Source organism: Psychroserpens burtonensis DSM 12212 (assembly GCF_000425305.1).
Lineage (GTDB): Bacteria > Bacteroidota > Bacteroidia > Flavobacteriales > Flavobacteriaceae > Psychroserpens > Psychroserpens burtonensis.
This window is the reverse complement of record NZ_AUDE01000014.1, coordinates 75,340-91,647: the sequence shown is the minus strand read 5'-3', so window position 1 is coordinate 91,647 and position 16,308 is coordinate 75,340. Positions and strand designations below refer to the sequence as shown.

12 protein-coding genes and 1 pseudogene are annotated in these 16,308 nt (G+C 33.2%); 6 read left to right on the top strand and 7 right to left on the bottom strand.

Going from position 1 to position 16,308, the window contains the following annotated elements:
* The first annotated feature begins 91 nt into the window (after positions 1-91).
* Positions 92-1,309, top strand: a complete 1,218-nt coding sequence (locus H593_RS18665) for a T9SS type A sorting domain-containing protein (RefSeq protein WP_051229648.1) — start codon at positions 92-94, stop codon at positions 1,307-1,309.
* 55 nt (positions 1,310-1,364) lie between these two features.
* Entirely contained in the window at positions 1,365-2,159 is a 795-nt protein-coding gene (locus H593_RS0107165; RefSeq protein ID WP_028871821.1) for a cation efflux transmembrane domain-containing protein, read from the top strand.
* A 2-nt stretch (positions 2,160-2,161) separates the two neighbouring features.
* Here the strand turns inward: H593_RS0107165 and H593_RS0107160 are convergent, their stop codons facing one another.
* Positions 2,162-4,621: a DUF5686 and carboxypeptidase regulatory-like domain-containing protein gene (locus tag H593_RS0107160; protein ID WP_028871820.1), complete on the bottom strand. Its 2,460-nt coding sequence runs from the start codon at positions 4,619-4,621 to the stop codon at positions 2,162-2,164.
* Between the two features lie 263 nt (positions 4,622-4,884).
* Positions 4,885-5,343, bottom strand: a complete 459-nt coding sequence (gene smpB, locus H593_RS0107155; RefSeq protein WP_028871819.1) for an SsrA-binding protein SmpB — start codon at positions 5,341-5,343, stop codon at positions 4,885-4,887.
* Positions 5,344-5,554: 211 nt separating this feature from the next.
* On the opposite strand from smpB, the gene H593_RS0107150 reads away from it, so the two are divergent.
* Entirely contained in the window at positions 5,555-6,316 is a 762-nt protein-coding gene (locus tag H593_RS0107150) for a DUF6503 family protein (RefSeq protein ID WP_028871818.1), read from the top strand.
* Here the strand turns inward: H593_RS0107150 and H593_RS0107145 are convergent.
* The 3 genes from H593_RS0107145 to H593_RS0107135 all read right to left on the bottom strand — a co-directional run bounded on the left by H593_RS0107145 (position 6,309) and on the right by H593_RS0107135 (position 8,606).
* Entirely contained in the window at positions 6,309-6,821 is a 513-nt protein-coding gene (locus H593_RS0107145; RefSeq protein ID WP_028871817.1) for a SixA phosphatase family protein, read from the bottom strand. The genes H593_RS0107150 and H593_RS0107145 overlap by 8 nt on opposite strands.
* A 68-nt stretch (positions 6,822-6,889) precedes the next feature.
* A complete protein-coding gene (deoC, locus tag H593_RS0107140) occupies positions 6,890-7,552 on the bottom strand; it encodes a deoxyribose-phosphate aldolase (RefSeq protein ID WP_028871816.1) in 663 nt (220 codons plus the stop codon).
* A gap of 220 nt (positions 7,553-7,772) precedes the next feature.
* Positions 7,773-8,606, bottom strand: coding sequence for a TraB/GumN family protein (locus H593_RS0107135; RefSeq protein WP_245585023.1), 834 nt, complete (start codon positions 8,604-8,606; stop codon positions 7,773-7,775).
* A gap of 170 nt (positions 8,607-8,776) precedes the next feature.
* Between H593_RS0107135 and H593_RS18660 the strand changes: the two are divergent.
* Positions 8,777-10,148 (top strand): annotated as a pseudogene (locus H593_RS18660) (malate:quinone oxidoreductase).
* A 257-nt stretch (positions 10,149-10,405) separates the two neighbouring features.
* On the top strand, positions 10,406-11,029 hold the full coding sequence (locus H593_RS0107110; RefSeq protein WP_028871810.1) for an OmpW/AlkL family protein: 624 nt from the start codon (positions 10,406-10,408) through the stop codon (positions 11,027-11,029).
* Positions 11,030-11,106: 77 nt separating this feature from the next.
* Here the strand turns inward: H593_RS0107110 and H593_RS0107105 are convergent, their stop codons facing one another.
* Both H593_RS0107105 and clpB read right to left on the bottom strand, forming a co-directional pair.
* Positions 11,107-11,505, bottom strand: a complete 399-nt coding sequence (locus H593_RS0107105) for a hypothetical protein (protein ID WP_245585022.1) — start codon at positions 11,503-11,505, stop codon at positions 11,107-11,109.
* Positions 11,506-11,677: 172 nt separating this feature from the next.
* Positions 11,678-14,287, bottom strand: coding sequence for an ATP-dependent chaperone ClpB (gene clpB / locus H593_RS0107100; protein ID WP_028871808.1), 2,610 nt, complete (start codon positions 14,285-14,287; stop codon positions 11,678-11,680).
* A 305-nt stretch (positions 14,288-14,592) separates the two neighbouring features.
* On the opposite strand from clpB, the gene H593_RS0107095 reads away from it, so the two are divergent.
* Entirely contained in the window at positions 14,593-16,194 is a 1,602-nt protein-coding gene (locus tag H593_RS0107095) for a glycoside hydrolase family 16 protein (protein WP_028871807.1), read from the top strand.
* Positions 16,195-16,308: the final 114 nt, after the last annotated feature.

The following is a 16,308-nucleotide window of genomic DNA, read 5'->3' as shown; positions in this document are numbered from 1 at the left end:
ATTTCTATTTTTAAATAAAATATAGCAATGAGTTGAACATATGAGTAAACCTGTGTGTCTCTGAGACTTTGAGAGAGAAATAGAAAATATAATGAAAAAAATCACACTACTATTTATACTATTCACACAACTACTAGTTGCACAAAACTATACAGAATACGCAACAGGAAGTGTGACAGATATCACAACAAATCATCAATTTGGAGTTTGTATGATGGGTGGAGCTAGTGAAAATAATGATGCTATGATTTGGTTTTTAGAAAAAGCTAATGGAGGAGACGTTGTTGTTTTAAGAGCTTCTGGAAGTGATGGATATAACAATTACATGTATTCAGGATTAGGCGTAAGTATCAACTCTGTGACGACTTTTGTTTTTAATAATGAAGTAGGAGCACTAGATCCTGACGTGCTTCAAAAAGTAGAAAATGCCGAAGCTATTTGGTTTGCTGGAGGTGATCAATATGATTATGTGAGCTACTTTAAAGACAATGCTATGGAAGATGTGCTTAATGCATTCATCAACACAAAACAAGGTGTGATTGGAGGAACGAGCGCTGGAATGGCCATTTTAGGAGGAGGTTATTTTTCTGCAGAAAATGGAACAGTTACAAACGCACAAGCCTTATCAAACCCTTATCATAATCGGATGACTTTGGGCTATAATGATTTTTTAGATATTCCTTTTTTTGAACATGTGATTACAGATACACATTATGATGATCCAGATAGACGAGCAAGACACGCCGCTTTTTTAGCGCGTTATTCAATCGATAATAACACGCGTGCTTTTGGGATTGCTTGTAACGAATACACAGCAGTTTGTATCCACGACGCAGGACGTGCTTATGTTTTTGGAGAATATCCAGATTATCCTGAATTTGCATTCTTCTTACAGGCTAATTGTGTTGGCGATTTTATGCCAGAAACTTGTATTGACGGCCAGCCATTAGTATGGGACCAAGGGGGAGAAGCGATTAAAGTAGCTAAAATCCCCGGACTCTACAGTGCTGAAAATTATATCGACTTAACAGATTGGTCAAATTCTCAAGGCGTTATTTGGGAAAATTGGACGGTTATTAATGGTTCGTTTTCTGCGTCATCAACGGTAAATCCAGAATGTGATTTGCTGAGTGTTACCGAAAATGAAATGTTAGATATTTCTGTAGGTCCAAACCCGTTTAAAGACGTGATTAGGATTGACTCTCAGTTAGCCAGTTTTGAAGTTAGAGTTTATAATCTCTTCGGAAAGCAGGTGGCTCACTACACTAATCAATCTCAAATAGAAACGTCTAAGCTTACCTCAGGATAAGGTGTCTTCGGAAAGGTTACAGGAAACTTTAAAGTTGATAAAAAAATAATACACCATGCAAAAATCTATTTTTGAAATATCTAAAATGGATTGTCCTTCCGAAGAAAATTTGATTCGTATGAAATTGGATGGGATTACTAATATTAAAAATCTCGAATTTGATATCGCGAATAGAAGATTGTCGGTATTTCATGTTGGCAGTATTGATACCATTGAAAATTTACTTACCGAGTTAAAGTTAGGCTCCAAAAAAGTCTCAACAGAGGACACAGACCAAACCGATTTTGAGGAGGATACCAATCAAAGACAATTACTTTGGACAGTTCTCATTATAAACTTCGTGTTCTTTATCATAGAAATGACTACAGGACTGATTTCAAAATCCATGGGATTGGTTGCAGATAGTCTTGATATGCTAGCAGATTCTTTTGTTTATGCGATAAGTCTTTTAGCCGTTGGAGGAACAGTAGTCAAGAAAAAGGAAATTGCTAAGCTTGCAGGTGTTTTTCAAATTATATTGGCTGTTTTTGGTTTTCTGGAAGTCTTAAGGCGCTTTTTTGGTGCTGAAGAATTACCAAACTTTTCTACAATGATTGTGATTTCAGTTTTAGCGCTCATAGCAAATGGTGTTTGTCTCTACATTTTACAGAAATCTAAAAGTAATAATGAAGCGCACATGAAAGCAAGTATGATTTTTACTTCTAATGACGTTATTATTAATTGCGGCGTTATTTTAGCTGGAATTCTAGTACAAGTATTAGACTCCAACAAACCAGATTTAATCATAGGAACTGTTGTTTTTGCTTTAGTTGTTCAAGGTGCTTTGAGAATATTAAAATTGAGTAAATAATCTTAAAAAAACTTCAAACCAAACAAAATGGCGTCGCTTTGAAATCCGCTTTGATACGAACGCACGTAATCTAATCTTAAGAATCTAAATTTTCCCCAGCCAATATTATCTAAACCAATCGTGTATTCTTGATAAGGATTGTTATCTGGAGTTGCTAATGCATGAGCGCCAACGACCAAATTAAAGTTGAGCTTTTTTAATAATGGCACTTTTCCGAGGAGAAAACCATTAAAATCATGTTCTGCATGCATCTCTAAATAAGAATCATTAGTACTCGCTGCATAGTAAGGCAAATTATTAAAAACGTCGAGGTATGAACCTTGACCAATTTGTGTTTGATTACCATTAAAATGCTGGTAATCCACAAAAGCAATATCATCTCCATTAAAGAATTTACCGGCTTTAATATTGTAGTCAAAACGACCTTTATCTGCAATATTCAAACCTTGAGAGATACGAATTTTTACTTGATCAAAATTATAATCATCAACTGTTGACGAAAAACCTTTTTCATACCCAACTCTTAGTGTTGGATATTTTCCGCTTGAAACATTATATTTTCCGTCAGGATAGCTCAAGTAATCTTGTGCAAAATTAATACGAGCATCTACTGCAAATTTCATGATGTTATGCGTTGCAAAAGGAGCAATTCCAAAAGCAGATTCATCTAGTGGATTATTGCTGGTATATGCTCTATCGTCTTTTGGATACCAAGCTTGATCTGTGGTATTGAATAAGGCTTGTCGACGTTGATAACTCAAGCTAGTATTGAGTCTAAAACCATTAAAAAGCTCATTGGAGTAGGAGGCTTGGACGTAACTATTTTCATAAATTTTCATGAAATTCTGTTCAGAAAATAAAGAAAAGGAAGTGTTAATCAATTTAGATATGGGCTCACTAGAATTAAATTGCTGAGTTGTCACACCACCTGCAAGTGTTAAATAGGGTTTGCTTTTGTTGTTAAATTTATATTGCGCATAAAGTGTTCCTCTTAAACGGTCATCACTAAAGCCGTAATTTAGATTTCCACCAATAGATAAATAACGTTCGTTATCGTTAAAGCTTTTTGTGTAATAGGCACCTAAATTAGCATTCCAACCCTGTACGGTATTAAAACTGATAGCTTCAATAGGAGAATTAATTCCTGCACTCCAGTTTTTAAATGTATTGGTATAGTTATAGCCTCCAATAATATCTCCTAGCTTAAATTTATTTTTAACCGTATCTACCGAATCGTTATAGACTTTAGAATCTTTTACAATTTGAATGCTATCTTTTTTGATATAATCTGTGATTTCTTCTGTGGTCAAAGGAACGGGTCTAATAGTGTTCCAAAATGTGGAATCTTTTTTGTTAGCTTCATCTGCAAAGGACACGATTTCTCTAGAAAAATCTTTCCTAGTTAAGCCAGGATTAAATTCATAATTACTAAAAACAGCAGTGAAACGACCATCTCCTTTGATCCCGAAGAGACCATATTTAAAATCTATATTTTGAGATATTTTAGCCCATATATTATCGTTTTCTGAGAACGTATAGTTTTGAGTAATTGTGATTTTTTCTACTGCAGGAAGTCTGGCTTGCGTTCCTGAGATATCTAATTCTGCAGCATAAATGGTCCATTGATCTTCAACTATATAAATAAATCCTTCAAAAACTGGATCGTTTTTTCTTTTAGGTGTTGCTTTGATTTTGTTGATGAGGTTGCCTCTATCATCATAAAAAACACCTTCTAGTTTATAACGATAATACCCAAAAGCATTATTGGCAATAGGAGAGATGATTTGGTTGCCCAGTTCAATCGTATTCTCATACAAATCAAATTCTACATCAATAGCATTATTAAAACTAAAGCCTTTGCTATCGCCGCTAACTTTAGAAGCCAAGATTTTTTCTTTAAGTTTATTGGGACGTAAATATTCTAATTTAGAAACCGTTTCTGAAAGATAGATGACACCACTTCTTGTAGAATCTAGACCATCAATTTCGATTTCCTGTCCTAATATTTTTTCTGGTGCTTCCTTAATTCTAATTAATCCACGAGAATAGAAATCAGCTTTATAACTATTAATCTTCTCAAGATTCTCTTTTCGTTTGGCAATAGCTGCACGAATTATTTTATTAGCCGGATTTTCTTCGGAATTTATGACAACCTCATCAAGAGACACTTCTTCTTCTAAAAGAACAGCATCTAACCTAAATGGAAAGGATTGAATGTCTACATTTTTCTTAACGGTCTTATAACCTAAATACTGAAATACAACGGTATGATTTTTAATTTCGGTGACATTGAGTTCATAATTGCCATCTTCGTTACTAGTTGTTCCAGTGTAGGTGTTTTCGAGATAAATATTTACGAAGGGTAACGGTTGATTTTTGTCATCTGTAACGGTTCCTTTAATTTGAGCAAATGAAGCGAATACGCACAAAAGTGTAAGTGTAGAGAGTAGTTTGTTTTTCATGTGGTGGTGTGTTTATTCTTGTTTATAGGTCCCATGCTGTTCGCTAGGATTCGTTTTTTAAAACGATAACAATTTTTAGCATACTCTTTTTATTTGTGTTGATTGATAGTTTTATATATAGAGCCGCACTTTTATTGAAAAAGGGTTGCCTAGCGTTGTCAAAATTAGACATTTAATTAAATGTCAATTGTTAAACAATCATAAATAAAACGAATAGTTTTGTTCAATGTTTCTCTACAACAATTTTAATGCCAACTCATAAACTAATTGTAGATTTTCTTTATGCGATCTAAATCTCGCTTGTTGTCACGGTCTTTTATACTGTCGCGTTTATCGAAGAGTTTTTTACCTTTCCCTAAAGCAATATCAAGCTTTGCCAATCCTTTCTCATTGACAAATAGTCGAAGCGGAATAATAGAATTACCCTTGATATTAACCTCTTTTTCTAGTTTTTTAAGTTCCCTTTTATTGAGTAGCAGTTTGCGCTCTGCTTTAGGTTTGTGATTGTAGTAATTACCAAATACATACTCTTGTATGGTCATATTGATGACAAATAACTCACTACGATCGTTAAACTCACAAAAACCTTCGGCTATAGAAGCTTTACTGTCTCTAATTGATTTAATTTCAGTTCCAGTTAATACAATTCCAGCAGTATAAGTATCGAGAATCTCATACTCAAACTTTGCCTTTTTATTCTTTATGTTTACTGGTTTTTGCATAGGTTACAAAGTTATAGAATTTTGATAGAATAATAGCTATGGTTTGAATCAATCGTCAATTTAAAGAATATTAAATAGCGATTCTCGTAATTTTGTAAAATCACAAGTGTCGACAATTTAAATTATTAAATTATTCTTGAATACATGAAAGTAAAAATCATAACTTCCGACATAGATTTCGTGTCATAATGACTTATAAATTATATTAAAAATGAAATACACCATACTCGCATTAGGTGCCTTTTTTCTTCTGAACTGTAAAGACGTGAAGCAAGATGTTTCCGCAGAAACTCAGAAAGTGCAATCCATTATTGATAAAACGATTGAGGTTTCAGGAGGGAATAAGTTTGATAAATCAGCCATAGAATTTACTTTTAGAGCGACTAAATATACTTCTATTCGTGATTTTGACAGTCGAGTTTTAAGTAGGTATATGATAAATGAAAACAACGACTCCGTGAAGGATGTTTTAAGTAGCGGTGAATTTCAACGTTTTATAAACGACTTTCCAATATCAGTTCCTGATTCTATGGCTGTGAAATATTCAGCTTCTGTGAATTCTGTACATTATTTTGCGGTGTTGCCTTACGGACTTAATGACCTTGCAGTTAAAAAGACGTTATTAGAAGATGTTTTAGTAAAAAATAATAGCTATTATGCTGTTAAAGTGACGTTTAATCAAGATGGTGGAGGAGAAGATTTTGAAGATGTTTTTATGTATTGGGTAAATAAAGAAACGAATAAGGTCGATTATTTAGCGTACTCTTACAATGAAAGTGATGGGAAAGGAATTCGTTTTAGGGAAGCTTATAATGAACGTTATGTAAACGGACTACGATTTGTAGATTATAATAATTATAAGCCAGCAGATAGCTCTATTTCACTGATAAGTTTACCTCAATTATTTGAAAAAGGAAAACTAAAAATGATCTCTAAAATAGAATTAGAGAATATCGCAGTGCAGCTTAATTAATCGTAAGCACTTTATCTGTGATTTTTTCTCCAGAAATAGTAACAAGAAATAATTTGCTATTATCATGATCATCAATATTTTCGTGTTTTTTATTCCCTAAAATTATATTTACAAATGCTGGTGTTGTGTTGCTGTGACCAACAACTAGCACTCTTTTTCCTTTAGTGGCTTTAATAAATTCTTCTGAATATAAAGCTCTAGGATCATAATCTGAAACTTCTAGTTTTTTATTTTTTGCTGTGGGTTGAGCGGTTTGCTGAGTGCGGTTGTAGTTGGTAGAATAAATAGCATCAATGTTGATTTTGTTAAAATATTTGGCCCATTTCTTAGCTCGTTTTTTTCCTAATTTATTAAGATCTGGGTTTCTATTGGTTTTATCGCTTCTGTCCTTTTCTGCGTGACGAATAAAGTAATATGTTGTTGTTTCATTAGTCCTCGTGTCTTCTTGTGACCAACTAGGTAAGCAAAACGTAATGATTAGTAGTACTGTGAAAAGAGACTTCATAATTTGATGATTTAATGTTACCAAATATAAAAACTCTTTATTAGAATACCACTAAAGGCTAGCGAAATTTAGTGGTCTGCACAAGACAATTCTCCATTAGAAATAGCAACTCCTTTTGAAGTTCCTATGCGCTCCACACCAATATCAATATATTTCCTAGCAGTTTCGTAATCACCAATGCCTCCAGAGGCTTTAATTTTACAATTTTTTCTAACTGTCTTTCTAATGATTTTTACTGCGGTAAGTGTAGCTCCACTTTTAGTAAACCCTGTGGAAGTCTTAATGAAATCTACTTTGGCGTCTAAACAAATTTCAGATGCTTTCACAATTCCGTTTTTTGATAATTCACTTATCTCAAGAATGACTTTAAGTGGTATTTTGCCTATAGCAGATTTTACGTCTTTAATATCTTTAAAAACTTCAACATAATTTTTGCTTTTAAAAAAACCTAAGTTCATGACCATGTCTATCTCATGAGCGCCATCATTTATAGCTTGTTTTGCTTCAGAAACTTTCGATGAAGTTGCTGTTGCCCCGAGCGGAAAACCAACCACAGTGCATATTTTTACATTAGAGCCATTGAGTAATTGTTTAGCAAGAGGTATATAGCAGCTATTAATACAAACGGAATAAAATTGATGTTTCTTAGCTTGATTGCAATGATCAATAATGTCTCGTTCAGTAGCTGTAGCGCTTAAAAGCGTATGGTCAATATGTGAATTAATATTCATGTTCAAGTAGGTGTAATTAGTATTGATTCTTGATTTGAAGAAGAATCAATAGTATTGCAATAATTGTAAATTTGGGAATTAATAGCTTCCAAAGTTAGTCATTAAATCCAATATTCATAACCATAATGACTAAAGTTTTATTGTGTGAATCATGGATTAAAAAATATTTTAAACAAAAAAGCCTCTGATTGAGAGGCTTAAGTGTCTTTTTTTACTAATTCTATAAAACTGCGTTAACAGTATAACCAGCTTTTATAAGGCGTTTTATCACGCCACTGTCTCCAGCAAGATGCGCAGCGCCAACACCAAAAAAGGTGGGTTGTTTTTTTGCGTGATCACTAATTTTAGAAATCCAATTTTTATTTCTGTTGTTTAGTATTTTGTGTATATGCTTTGATGTGCTTAGATTTTTGTCTTCTTCCATCATTGTAATCATGCCCTCAATGTCTTTACTATTATAATACGGCATAAGTTTATCAAATGATTCTTTATCATAAGCTAGTTCGTCTTTAGCAGAGCGCAACAAATCTATTGCTTGATCCTTGTAGGGAATCTCATCAAACACATTTAGTTGCTCCTCAACGGTCTCTAAGCCTAGTACTTCTTCACCTTGTTCGTGAGCTACTTTCATCAATGCCTCTTCATAGGATTGTACAGGACATCCTAATAATTTAGGGTAAAACATAGCCGTTAAGAAAAAGGGTTTCATAGTGGCAAGTGCCTCTAGAGGCATTCCCATTTGTTTTTTTATGAATTTTGAAATCAATACATATTCGTCATTAGTTACTAAATCTTTTAGGGTTGTATTGTCTTTCATATAAATCCCTTTCATCATAGATGCTTGCATAGAAGGGTCGTCCATATCTATTTCTAAAACAAGAAGTTGAGTCTCATCTAAGGCGCTTTTTACATTTGCATCTAAGGAGGCATCACAAGTCATGTGTATCGTTCCATAGAGATATGACGTTTCTGTTAAGCCATTATCAGAGATTTTCCAAAGCAGTGATTTTTCGAGGTCTTGAGCATGTAAACTAAAAGCAGTACATAGTGTAATAATAAAAGTAAAATAGATATTTTCATAGTTTTTTAATTTTAGCTATTAGTGCTATTTTAATTTTAAATGTTACAAAAACTTAATTAAATTCGGTAAAAATTATTTTTATAAATACATCATCTATTCATATTGAAAAAGACTACGATTTAATTTGTGTTGGTGCCGGTATTATGAGTGCGACCTTAGCATTGATGGCAAAACTTTTTGACCCAACGATTAAGGCTTTAATATTAGAACGATTAGATGATGTTGCATTAGAAAGTTCTGCTGCTTGGAATAATTCAGGAACAGGTCATTATGCGTTGTGTGAGTTGAATTATTGCACTACGAAAGAGAATGGAGATGTATCCATAAAAAATGCTACTGATATTTGAAATCAGTTTGAAGTGTCTAAGCAATTTTGGTCCTACTTAGTTGCTCAAGGTTTAATTGAATCTCCAGAAGATTTTATAACACATGTGCCAGATCATAGCTGTGTATTTGGTGACGATAATGTCAAGTACCTTAAGAAACGTTTTGAGGTAATAAAAACATATTTTATGTTTGGTTCTATAGCATACACAGAGCGTATTTAAAAAAGGAAAGATTGATTCCCTTTAATTGCTAACGTTAGAACTTCCGAAGAAAAAATAGTAGCTAGCAGAATAAATAGAGGTACTGAGGTAAACTTCGGAAGTTTAACACGTCAACTATTTAAGATCTTAGAAATAGAATATAATACTAAAGTTCAATGTTGTCATGAGGTTTTAGATATTGATCCTTATGACAATATCGAATGGTCTATAGTTGGAAACGCATCAAAAAAAATATTGTGACGCACACCATGTGTTTATTGGAGCAGGAGGCGGAAGTCTGTTGTTATTGCAGAAAGTAGAGATTGATTAAAAAGAAGGTTGTGGTAGATTTCCAGTAAGTGGTGAATTGTTGGTTTGCAAAAATGAGGACATCATTAATTAGTAGAACGCTAAAGTCTATAGTAAAACTGGACCCGATGCTCCAGCAATGTCAAAACCTCGTCTAGACACTCGATATATTGATGGAAAACGTGAATTATTGTTTGGGTCATTTGCTGGTTTTAGTCCGAAATTTCTAAAAGAAGGATCTTTTCTTGATTTATTTAAATCTATAAATCTGGATAATATTTCACCCATGTTAGGTGCGTTTTGGCAAAATCTTCCCTTAATAAAATATTTAATTGAGCAGTTAGCAATGTCTCATGAGGATCGAATGAATGATCTTCGGAAATTTTATGAAGACGCAAAAAGTGATAAATGGGAAATTTTGATCGCAGGACAACGCGTTCAGATTATAAAGAAAAATGATTTTGAAAAAGGTGAACTTCAATTTGGCACAGAAGTCGTGAGTAGTAAAAATAGAAGTGTAGCTTGTCTATTAGGTGCCTCTTCAGGTGCATCAACAGCAACTCACGTGATGTTAAGCATCTTGGGTAAAGCGTTTCCAGAACTACTGAATTCTGAAAAGGATAAGGCTCTATTTATAGATATTGTTCCAACATCTAATATTGAAATTAATAAAAAGTGATTTAAAACACAACTTAAAATTTGTGCAGAGCGATTAAAACTATAGTCAATTCTTAATACTATTTCACGAAATTTTGTTTTTTATACATCAGACACTTTTACTCTAATTCTTGTAAATATTTTGATTTGCTTCGTTAATTGTATTGATTTTTTTTGCTATGAAATAAACCTGAATAAAACAAAAAATAGACTATGATTTTTGTCATGATTTTCCTTGTGATTTAATTCTAAATTTGTGTAAATATTAAACGAAGTATTATGAAAAAATTAATTTTTGGATTACTAATGACAGGTCTTTTTTCTTTAACTAATGTTAACGCACAAGACGCAAATACAACAGATGATACAACTTATAGTAAATGGCAGGCACGCTTTAGAGTAATAGCTGTAGTGCCTTCTCCCGAGGATGATATTGATGGTGCCAACGTAGATATTTCGACAACTTTAGTTCCTGAAGTAGACTTTACCTATTTTTTTAATAAAAATCTAGCAGCCGAATTAATTTTAGCAACGACCAAGCATGAAGTTGAAATAGAAAATGGAGCAGATTTAGGATATGTTTGGTTATTACCACCATCACTTAATTTACAATACCATTTCTACGCAGATAAATTTAAACCTTATGTAGGAGCTGGTATAAACTATACAATTTTTTATGGTGAAGACGCCGGAGATATTGATGATATTGACTATGATAACGCTTTTGGTTTTTCATTTCAGGCTGGAGTGGATTACAACTTAAATGATAAATGGTTTTTAAACTTTGATATTAAGAAATTATTCTTAAAAACAGATGTAACGCTTAATAATGATTCGGCAAATAAAGCAGAGGTAGAAATTAACCCATTGTTAGTAGGTTTTGGTGCAGGATTTAAGTTTTAATTAAAATTATACTCTTGAAATTAAAAGGTCATAGCGTTGTGGCCTTTTTTTTTGTTTCACTATTTTAGTATTGATGGCTACATAGTTTTAATATTCAATTCGCTATTTTCTCTTTCTATAATTTTATGGACCCATTGAATAGCGTCACTTAAGTTTTTAAAAATCCCAAATGGGCGGTCATAAAACTGACTTTCATATTGAGCACTAGCGCGTGTTTTGTCGTTTGATGGAATAACAGCTATGGCAACTAAATTAGGTATTTTTTCGGCTTCTTTATAAACTAAAGGATTGACAGAATATGAAAAAACTCTATTTGAAATATAGGCCATGTTTTTACCTTTAAAATGCTCGTTTAAAATAACCTTAAATTCTAGTGTCTCTTCTTTGTCCACTAATTCTCCTTCTCGAACTTGTTTAATTAAAAAGTCATCGAAAATAAAAACTTCTGCGTGACCAATATCATAATAGTGAAACATTCCCATAGATTGTTAAGTTTGGTTGTTACGAGTAATATACAAAACTAGTCGATACAAAACGAGTATTTAAAACAGAAAAGCAACGCTCATTTTATTTCTAAAATTCACGTTGCTTTTCAACTAACCAACCACTTAAAAGACTGTAATATTGTAAAAATGTTACAGCATTATTTTAATATTCTTCAGCAACAACACTTGTTTCATTTCTAAATACTAATTTATTATCAAAAGCATCGAGCAGAATAATACTATCTGTTGTTATTGTACCTGATAATATTTCTTTACTTAATTCATTGAGTACTTCTTTTTGAATGACTCGCTTTACAGGTCTCGCTCCATATTCTGGGTCGTAGCCTTTTTCAGCTAAATAAGAAATAGCCTCTGGTGTTGCGTCAAAAGTGATTCCTTGTTTTACAAGCATTTTTTGTAGACCTTTTAATTGTAAACCAACAATATCTTTAATATTACCTTTTGTTAAAGGTGTAAACATAATGGTATCATCAATCCTATTTAAAAACTCTGGACGAACACTTTGTTTTAATAAGCCTAGAACATCGACTTTTGCAGCTTCAATTGCCGACTTAACATCTTTTGTTGCTTCAAAACGCTCTTGTATGATTTGACTTCCTAAATTTGAGGTCATAATAATTATGGTGTTTCTGAAATCGGCAACACGTCCTTTATTGTCTGTCAATCGACCTTCATCTAATACTTGTAATAAAATATTGAAAGTATCTTGATGCGCTTTTTCAATTTCATCTAGTAACACTACAGAATAGGGTTTACGCCTAACCGCTTCGGTTAATTGTCCGCCTTCATCATAACCAACATACCCTGGAGGAGCTCCGACTAAACGACTTACACTATGGCTTTCTTGATACTCACTCATATCTATTCTAGTCATCGCATTTTCATCATCAAATAGATATTCTGCCAAAGCTTTTGCAAGTTCTGTTTTACCAACACCTGTCGTCCCCAAGAAAAGAAAGGTTCCTACTGGTTTTGCTGGATTTTGTAAGCCTGCTCGAGAGCGTCTCACAGCATCACTTACAGCGGTAATTGCTTCTTCTTGTCCAACCACACGCTTATGGAGTTCGTCTTCTAGTTTTAGGAGTTTCTCGCGATCACTCTGTAACATTTTGGTCACAGGTATACCTGTCCATTTCGCGACAACTTCAGCAATATCTTCGTAAGTAACTTCCTCTTTAATAAGAGAGTTTTCACTTTTGTTTTCTTTTAATTCATTCTGGTATTTCTCAAGGGCTTCTTGAGACTCTTTAATTTTTCCGTAGCGTATTTCTGCAACTTTTCCATAGTTACCTTCACGCTCAGCACGTTCTGCTTCTAGCTTATAGTCTTCGATATCTGCTTTTATTGATTGAATGTTATCAACGACTTCTTTTTCACTTTTCCATTTTGCATTTAACTCATTACGTTCCTCTTTAAGATTTGCTAAATCGGCACGTAAAGATTTTAATTTCGGTTCATCTTTCTCGCGTTTAATAGCCTCAATCTCAATTTCTAGTTGCATAACTTTACGATCCAAAACATCGAGTTCTTCTGGTTTGGAGTTGATCTCCATACGCAATTTAGCAGCAGCTTCATCCATTAAATCGATAGCTTTATCTGGTAGGAAACGGTTGGTGATATAACGCTCAGATAATTCTACAGCACCAATAATTGCTTCGTCTTTAATGCGAACCTTGTGATGCGTTTCATATTTTTCTTTAATGCCGCGGAGAATAGAAATAGCACTTTCAGTATCTGGTTCATTAACCATCACTTTTTGGAAACGACGCTCTAGAGCTTTGTCCTTTTCAAAATATTTTTGATATTCGTCTAAAGTCGTTGCACCAATAGCACGTAATTCGCCACGAGCTAAAGCTGGTTTTAATATATTCGCTGCATCCATGGCGCCTTGACCGCCACCCGCACCAACAAGAGTATGTATTTCATCAATAAAGAGAACGATGTCTCCATCACTGTCTGTGACTTCTTTTATGACCGCTTTTAGGCGTTCTTCAAATTCACCCTTAAATTTTGCACCTGCAATCAATGCTCCCAGATCAAGTGCAAAGATTTGCTTATCTGCTAAATTCTCTGGAATATCGCCATCTACAATTCTATGTGCTAAACCTTCAGCAATAGCAGTTTTACCAGTTCCAGGTTCTCCCACTAAAATTGGATTGTTTTTGGTTCTACGAGACAAAATTTGAAGAATTCGTCGAATCTCTTCATCGCGACCAATCACAGGGTCTAGTTTTCCGTCTTTTGCTAACTGATTTAAATTTTTTGCATATTTATTAAGTGAATTGTAGGTCTCTTCTTGGCTTTGAGAGGTGACGCGATCACCTTTTCGCAGTTCTTCAATTGCTGCATTTAGGTGTTTCTCGGTAACACCTTGATCTTTTAACATTTGTGCAATCTTACTCTTAGACTTAAAAATAGCCAATATTAGGTGTTCTATGGAAACATAATCATCATTCATTTTTTTAGCGATGATTGATGCTTCGTTAAGTGTCTTACTGGCCTCTCTGGAGATATTTAATTCACCTCCTGAAACTTTTGAAAAACTTTCTATTTGTTTGTCTAAAGCTAATTTTAAAATATCAATATTGACATTCAGTTTTTTAAGAATGAATGGTAATACATTTTCGTCAACTTCAAAAATGGCTTTTATAATGTGCTCGTTTTCTATTTGTTGGTGTCCTAAGCTTTGAGCAAGCTGCTGGGCTTGCTGTATGGCCTCTTGCGATTTTATGGTATAATTATTAAAGTTCATTATATATGTGGTTTTTAGCGACTATCATTTCGTCTTAATTTAGGAATCTAAATTAAGACTCTTAGTTATGATTAGGAATGATATTAATCATTTATTTCAGTTTTATAATATCTCTAAGTCAATAATCTTACCAATAGTGAAATGTAAGATTTAAGCGACAAAAAGTCATTTAAACTATTGACTTGTAGGACATTTTGTCTGTTGGCTCGTGTTTTTAACATAATATGCTCATTGTGTATAGGTTTTGTATGGTTAGAATATTGATGAATTTAAAACGTTAGTAATATTTTTGAAAAAAAGTAATTATGCGTTATTTCTACCTCCTATTTATAGTCTTTACATTCCAAGTGCATGCTCAAGTAGTTGAAGATGACTTTGAAGGTTCTGGAACCATTTCATCATGGTATGGTGATAATTGTAATATGAATATTAATTTTTCAAATTTGTACCAACAAGGAATTAATATGTCTAGTACTGTTTTAGAATATCATGATATTGGTGGACAATATGCTAATGTGCAGTTTGATGTAAACACGAATTTTGATTTATCAACTAAAAACAGTTTCAGTTTAAAAGTATATGTGCCTTCAAATGGTTTAACAGGAAATCAAATTAATCAAATTTCACTAAAGCTTCAAGATAAAAATCAAGGAGCGCCGTGGATGACTCAAAGTGAAATTATAAAACCCCTACTTTTAAATGAATGGCAAGAGGTTACTTTTGACTTTGAAAACGATAATTATCTAAATCTAGATCCTAACGCTCTTCCACCAATTCAAAGAACCGATTTTAATAGGGTCGTCATTCAAGTTAATGGAGAAAACAATAACGATTATGTTCTAGCTTATTTAGATGATGTACTACATTTTGATACTGTATCTAATGACCCTGTTTATGATCACTTAGTATGGTCTGATGAATTTGATGGAACTGGTGCTATTGACGGTTCTAAATGGTTTCAGCAGACTCAATTAATTGCTGGAGATAGTTGGGCAAATGGTGAACAACAACATTATACGAATAGACTAGATAATTCATTTGTGGATAATGGTAGTTTGAAAGTTTTAGCAAAAGGTGAAGCATTCAATGATCAAGGTGTTACGAAACAATATACGTCTGCCAGATTAAATTCTAAATTTTCTTTTCAGTACGGTCGTGTTGAAGTGCGCGCTAAATTACCCGCAATTGCTGGTACTTGGCCAGCTATTTGGTTGTTAGGAAAAAATATAAATGAAGATGGTGGTCATTGGGATAATGAAGGGTTTGGAGATACCTCATGGCCTTCGTGTGGGGAAATTGATATTATGGAGCCAAATGTTCCAAAGACTCAAATTTTAGCAACATGGCATTGGGACAATGGTAATGGCTACGAGTACAATAGTAGCAGCATAGCTTCAACAAATACAGATACCTCTCAAAATTGGCATGTTTATGCTTTAGAATGGAATGAAGATAATATGAAGATTTATATGGATGATGTTTTGGTGAACCAAATGGATTCGGTGAATCCATTTAATCAGGAGTTTTATATTTTACTTAATGTTGCGATGGGAGGTAGTTTAGGAGGTGATATACAACCTGGATTTAATCAAGATGCTATGGAAATAGATTACGTTAGAGTATATCAAGAAACAACATTAACTATATCAGACATTGAGGATAATAAAGTGAGTTTCTATCCAAATCCAGTTCAAGATAATTTACATATTCAATCTAGTCAATTTACAAACACAAAAACCAATTTGCAGGTGGCAGATATAAGTGGTTGCATTATTTTTAAAACACAGTATTTAATAGATAATGAAAATCTTATTTACGATGCTTCATCTCTCAATACAGGTGTTTATTTTATAACTTTGTCTTTTGGTAATGGAATTAGCCAAACCTTTAAATTTATAAAGCAGTAATTTTGTAATTTAAAATTTATAAAACGACAGCTTGTAAGATTCGAGATTGGGTACGACTTACAGTAATAGAATTAATAATGAGCTTTCCGTTTTTATGGGAATTATAAACTAGTT

What these genes read in the sequence shown, in the direction of transcription:
- H593_RS18665 (WP_051229648.1), top strand. Translation starts at nt 92, where the DNA reads ATGAAAAAAATCACACTACTATTTATACTATTCACACAACTACTAGTT.
- H593_RS0107165 (WP_028871821.1), top strand. Translation starts at nt 1,365, where the DNA reads ATGCAAAAATCTATTTTTGAAATATCTAAAATGGATTGTCCTTCCGAA.
- H593_RS0107160 (WP_028871820.1), bottom strand. Translation starts at nt 4,621, where the DNA reads ATGAAAAACAAACTACTCTCTACACTTACACTTTTGTGCGTATTCGCT.
- smpB (WP_028871819.1), bottom strand. Translation starts at nt 5,343, where the DNA reads ATGCAAAAACCAGTAAACATAAAGAATAAAAAGGCAAAGTTTGAGTAT.
- H593_RS0107150 (WP_028871818.1), top strand. Translation starts at nt 5,555, where the DNA reads ATGAAATACACCATACTCGCATTAGGTGCCTTTTTTCTTCTGAACTGT.
- H593_RS0107145 (WP_028871817.1), bottom strand. Translation starts at nt 6,821, where the DNA reads ATGAAGTCTCTTTTCACAGTACTACTAATCATTACGTTTTGCTTACCT.
- deoC (WP_028871816.1), bottom strand. Translation starts at nt 7,552, where the DNA reads ATGAATATTAATTCACATATTGACCATACGCTTTTAAGCGCTACAGCT.
- H593_RS0107110 (WP_028871810.1), top strand. Translation starts at nt 10,406, where the DNA reads ATGAAAAAATTAATTTTTGGATTACTAATGACAGGTCTTTTTTCTTTA.
- H593_RS0107105 (WP_245585022.1), bottom strand. Translation starts at nt 11,505, where the DNA reads ATGTTTCACTATTATGATATTGGTCACGCAGAAGTTTTTATTTTCGAT.
- clpB (WP_028871808.1), bottom strand. Translation starts at nt 14,287, where the DNA reads ATGAACTTTAATAATTATACCATAAAATCGCAAGAGGCCATACAGCAA.
- H593_RS0107095 (WP_028871807.1), top strand. Translation starts at nt 14,593, where the DNA reads ATGCGTTATTTCTACCTCCTATTTATAGTCTTTACATTCCAAGTGCAT.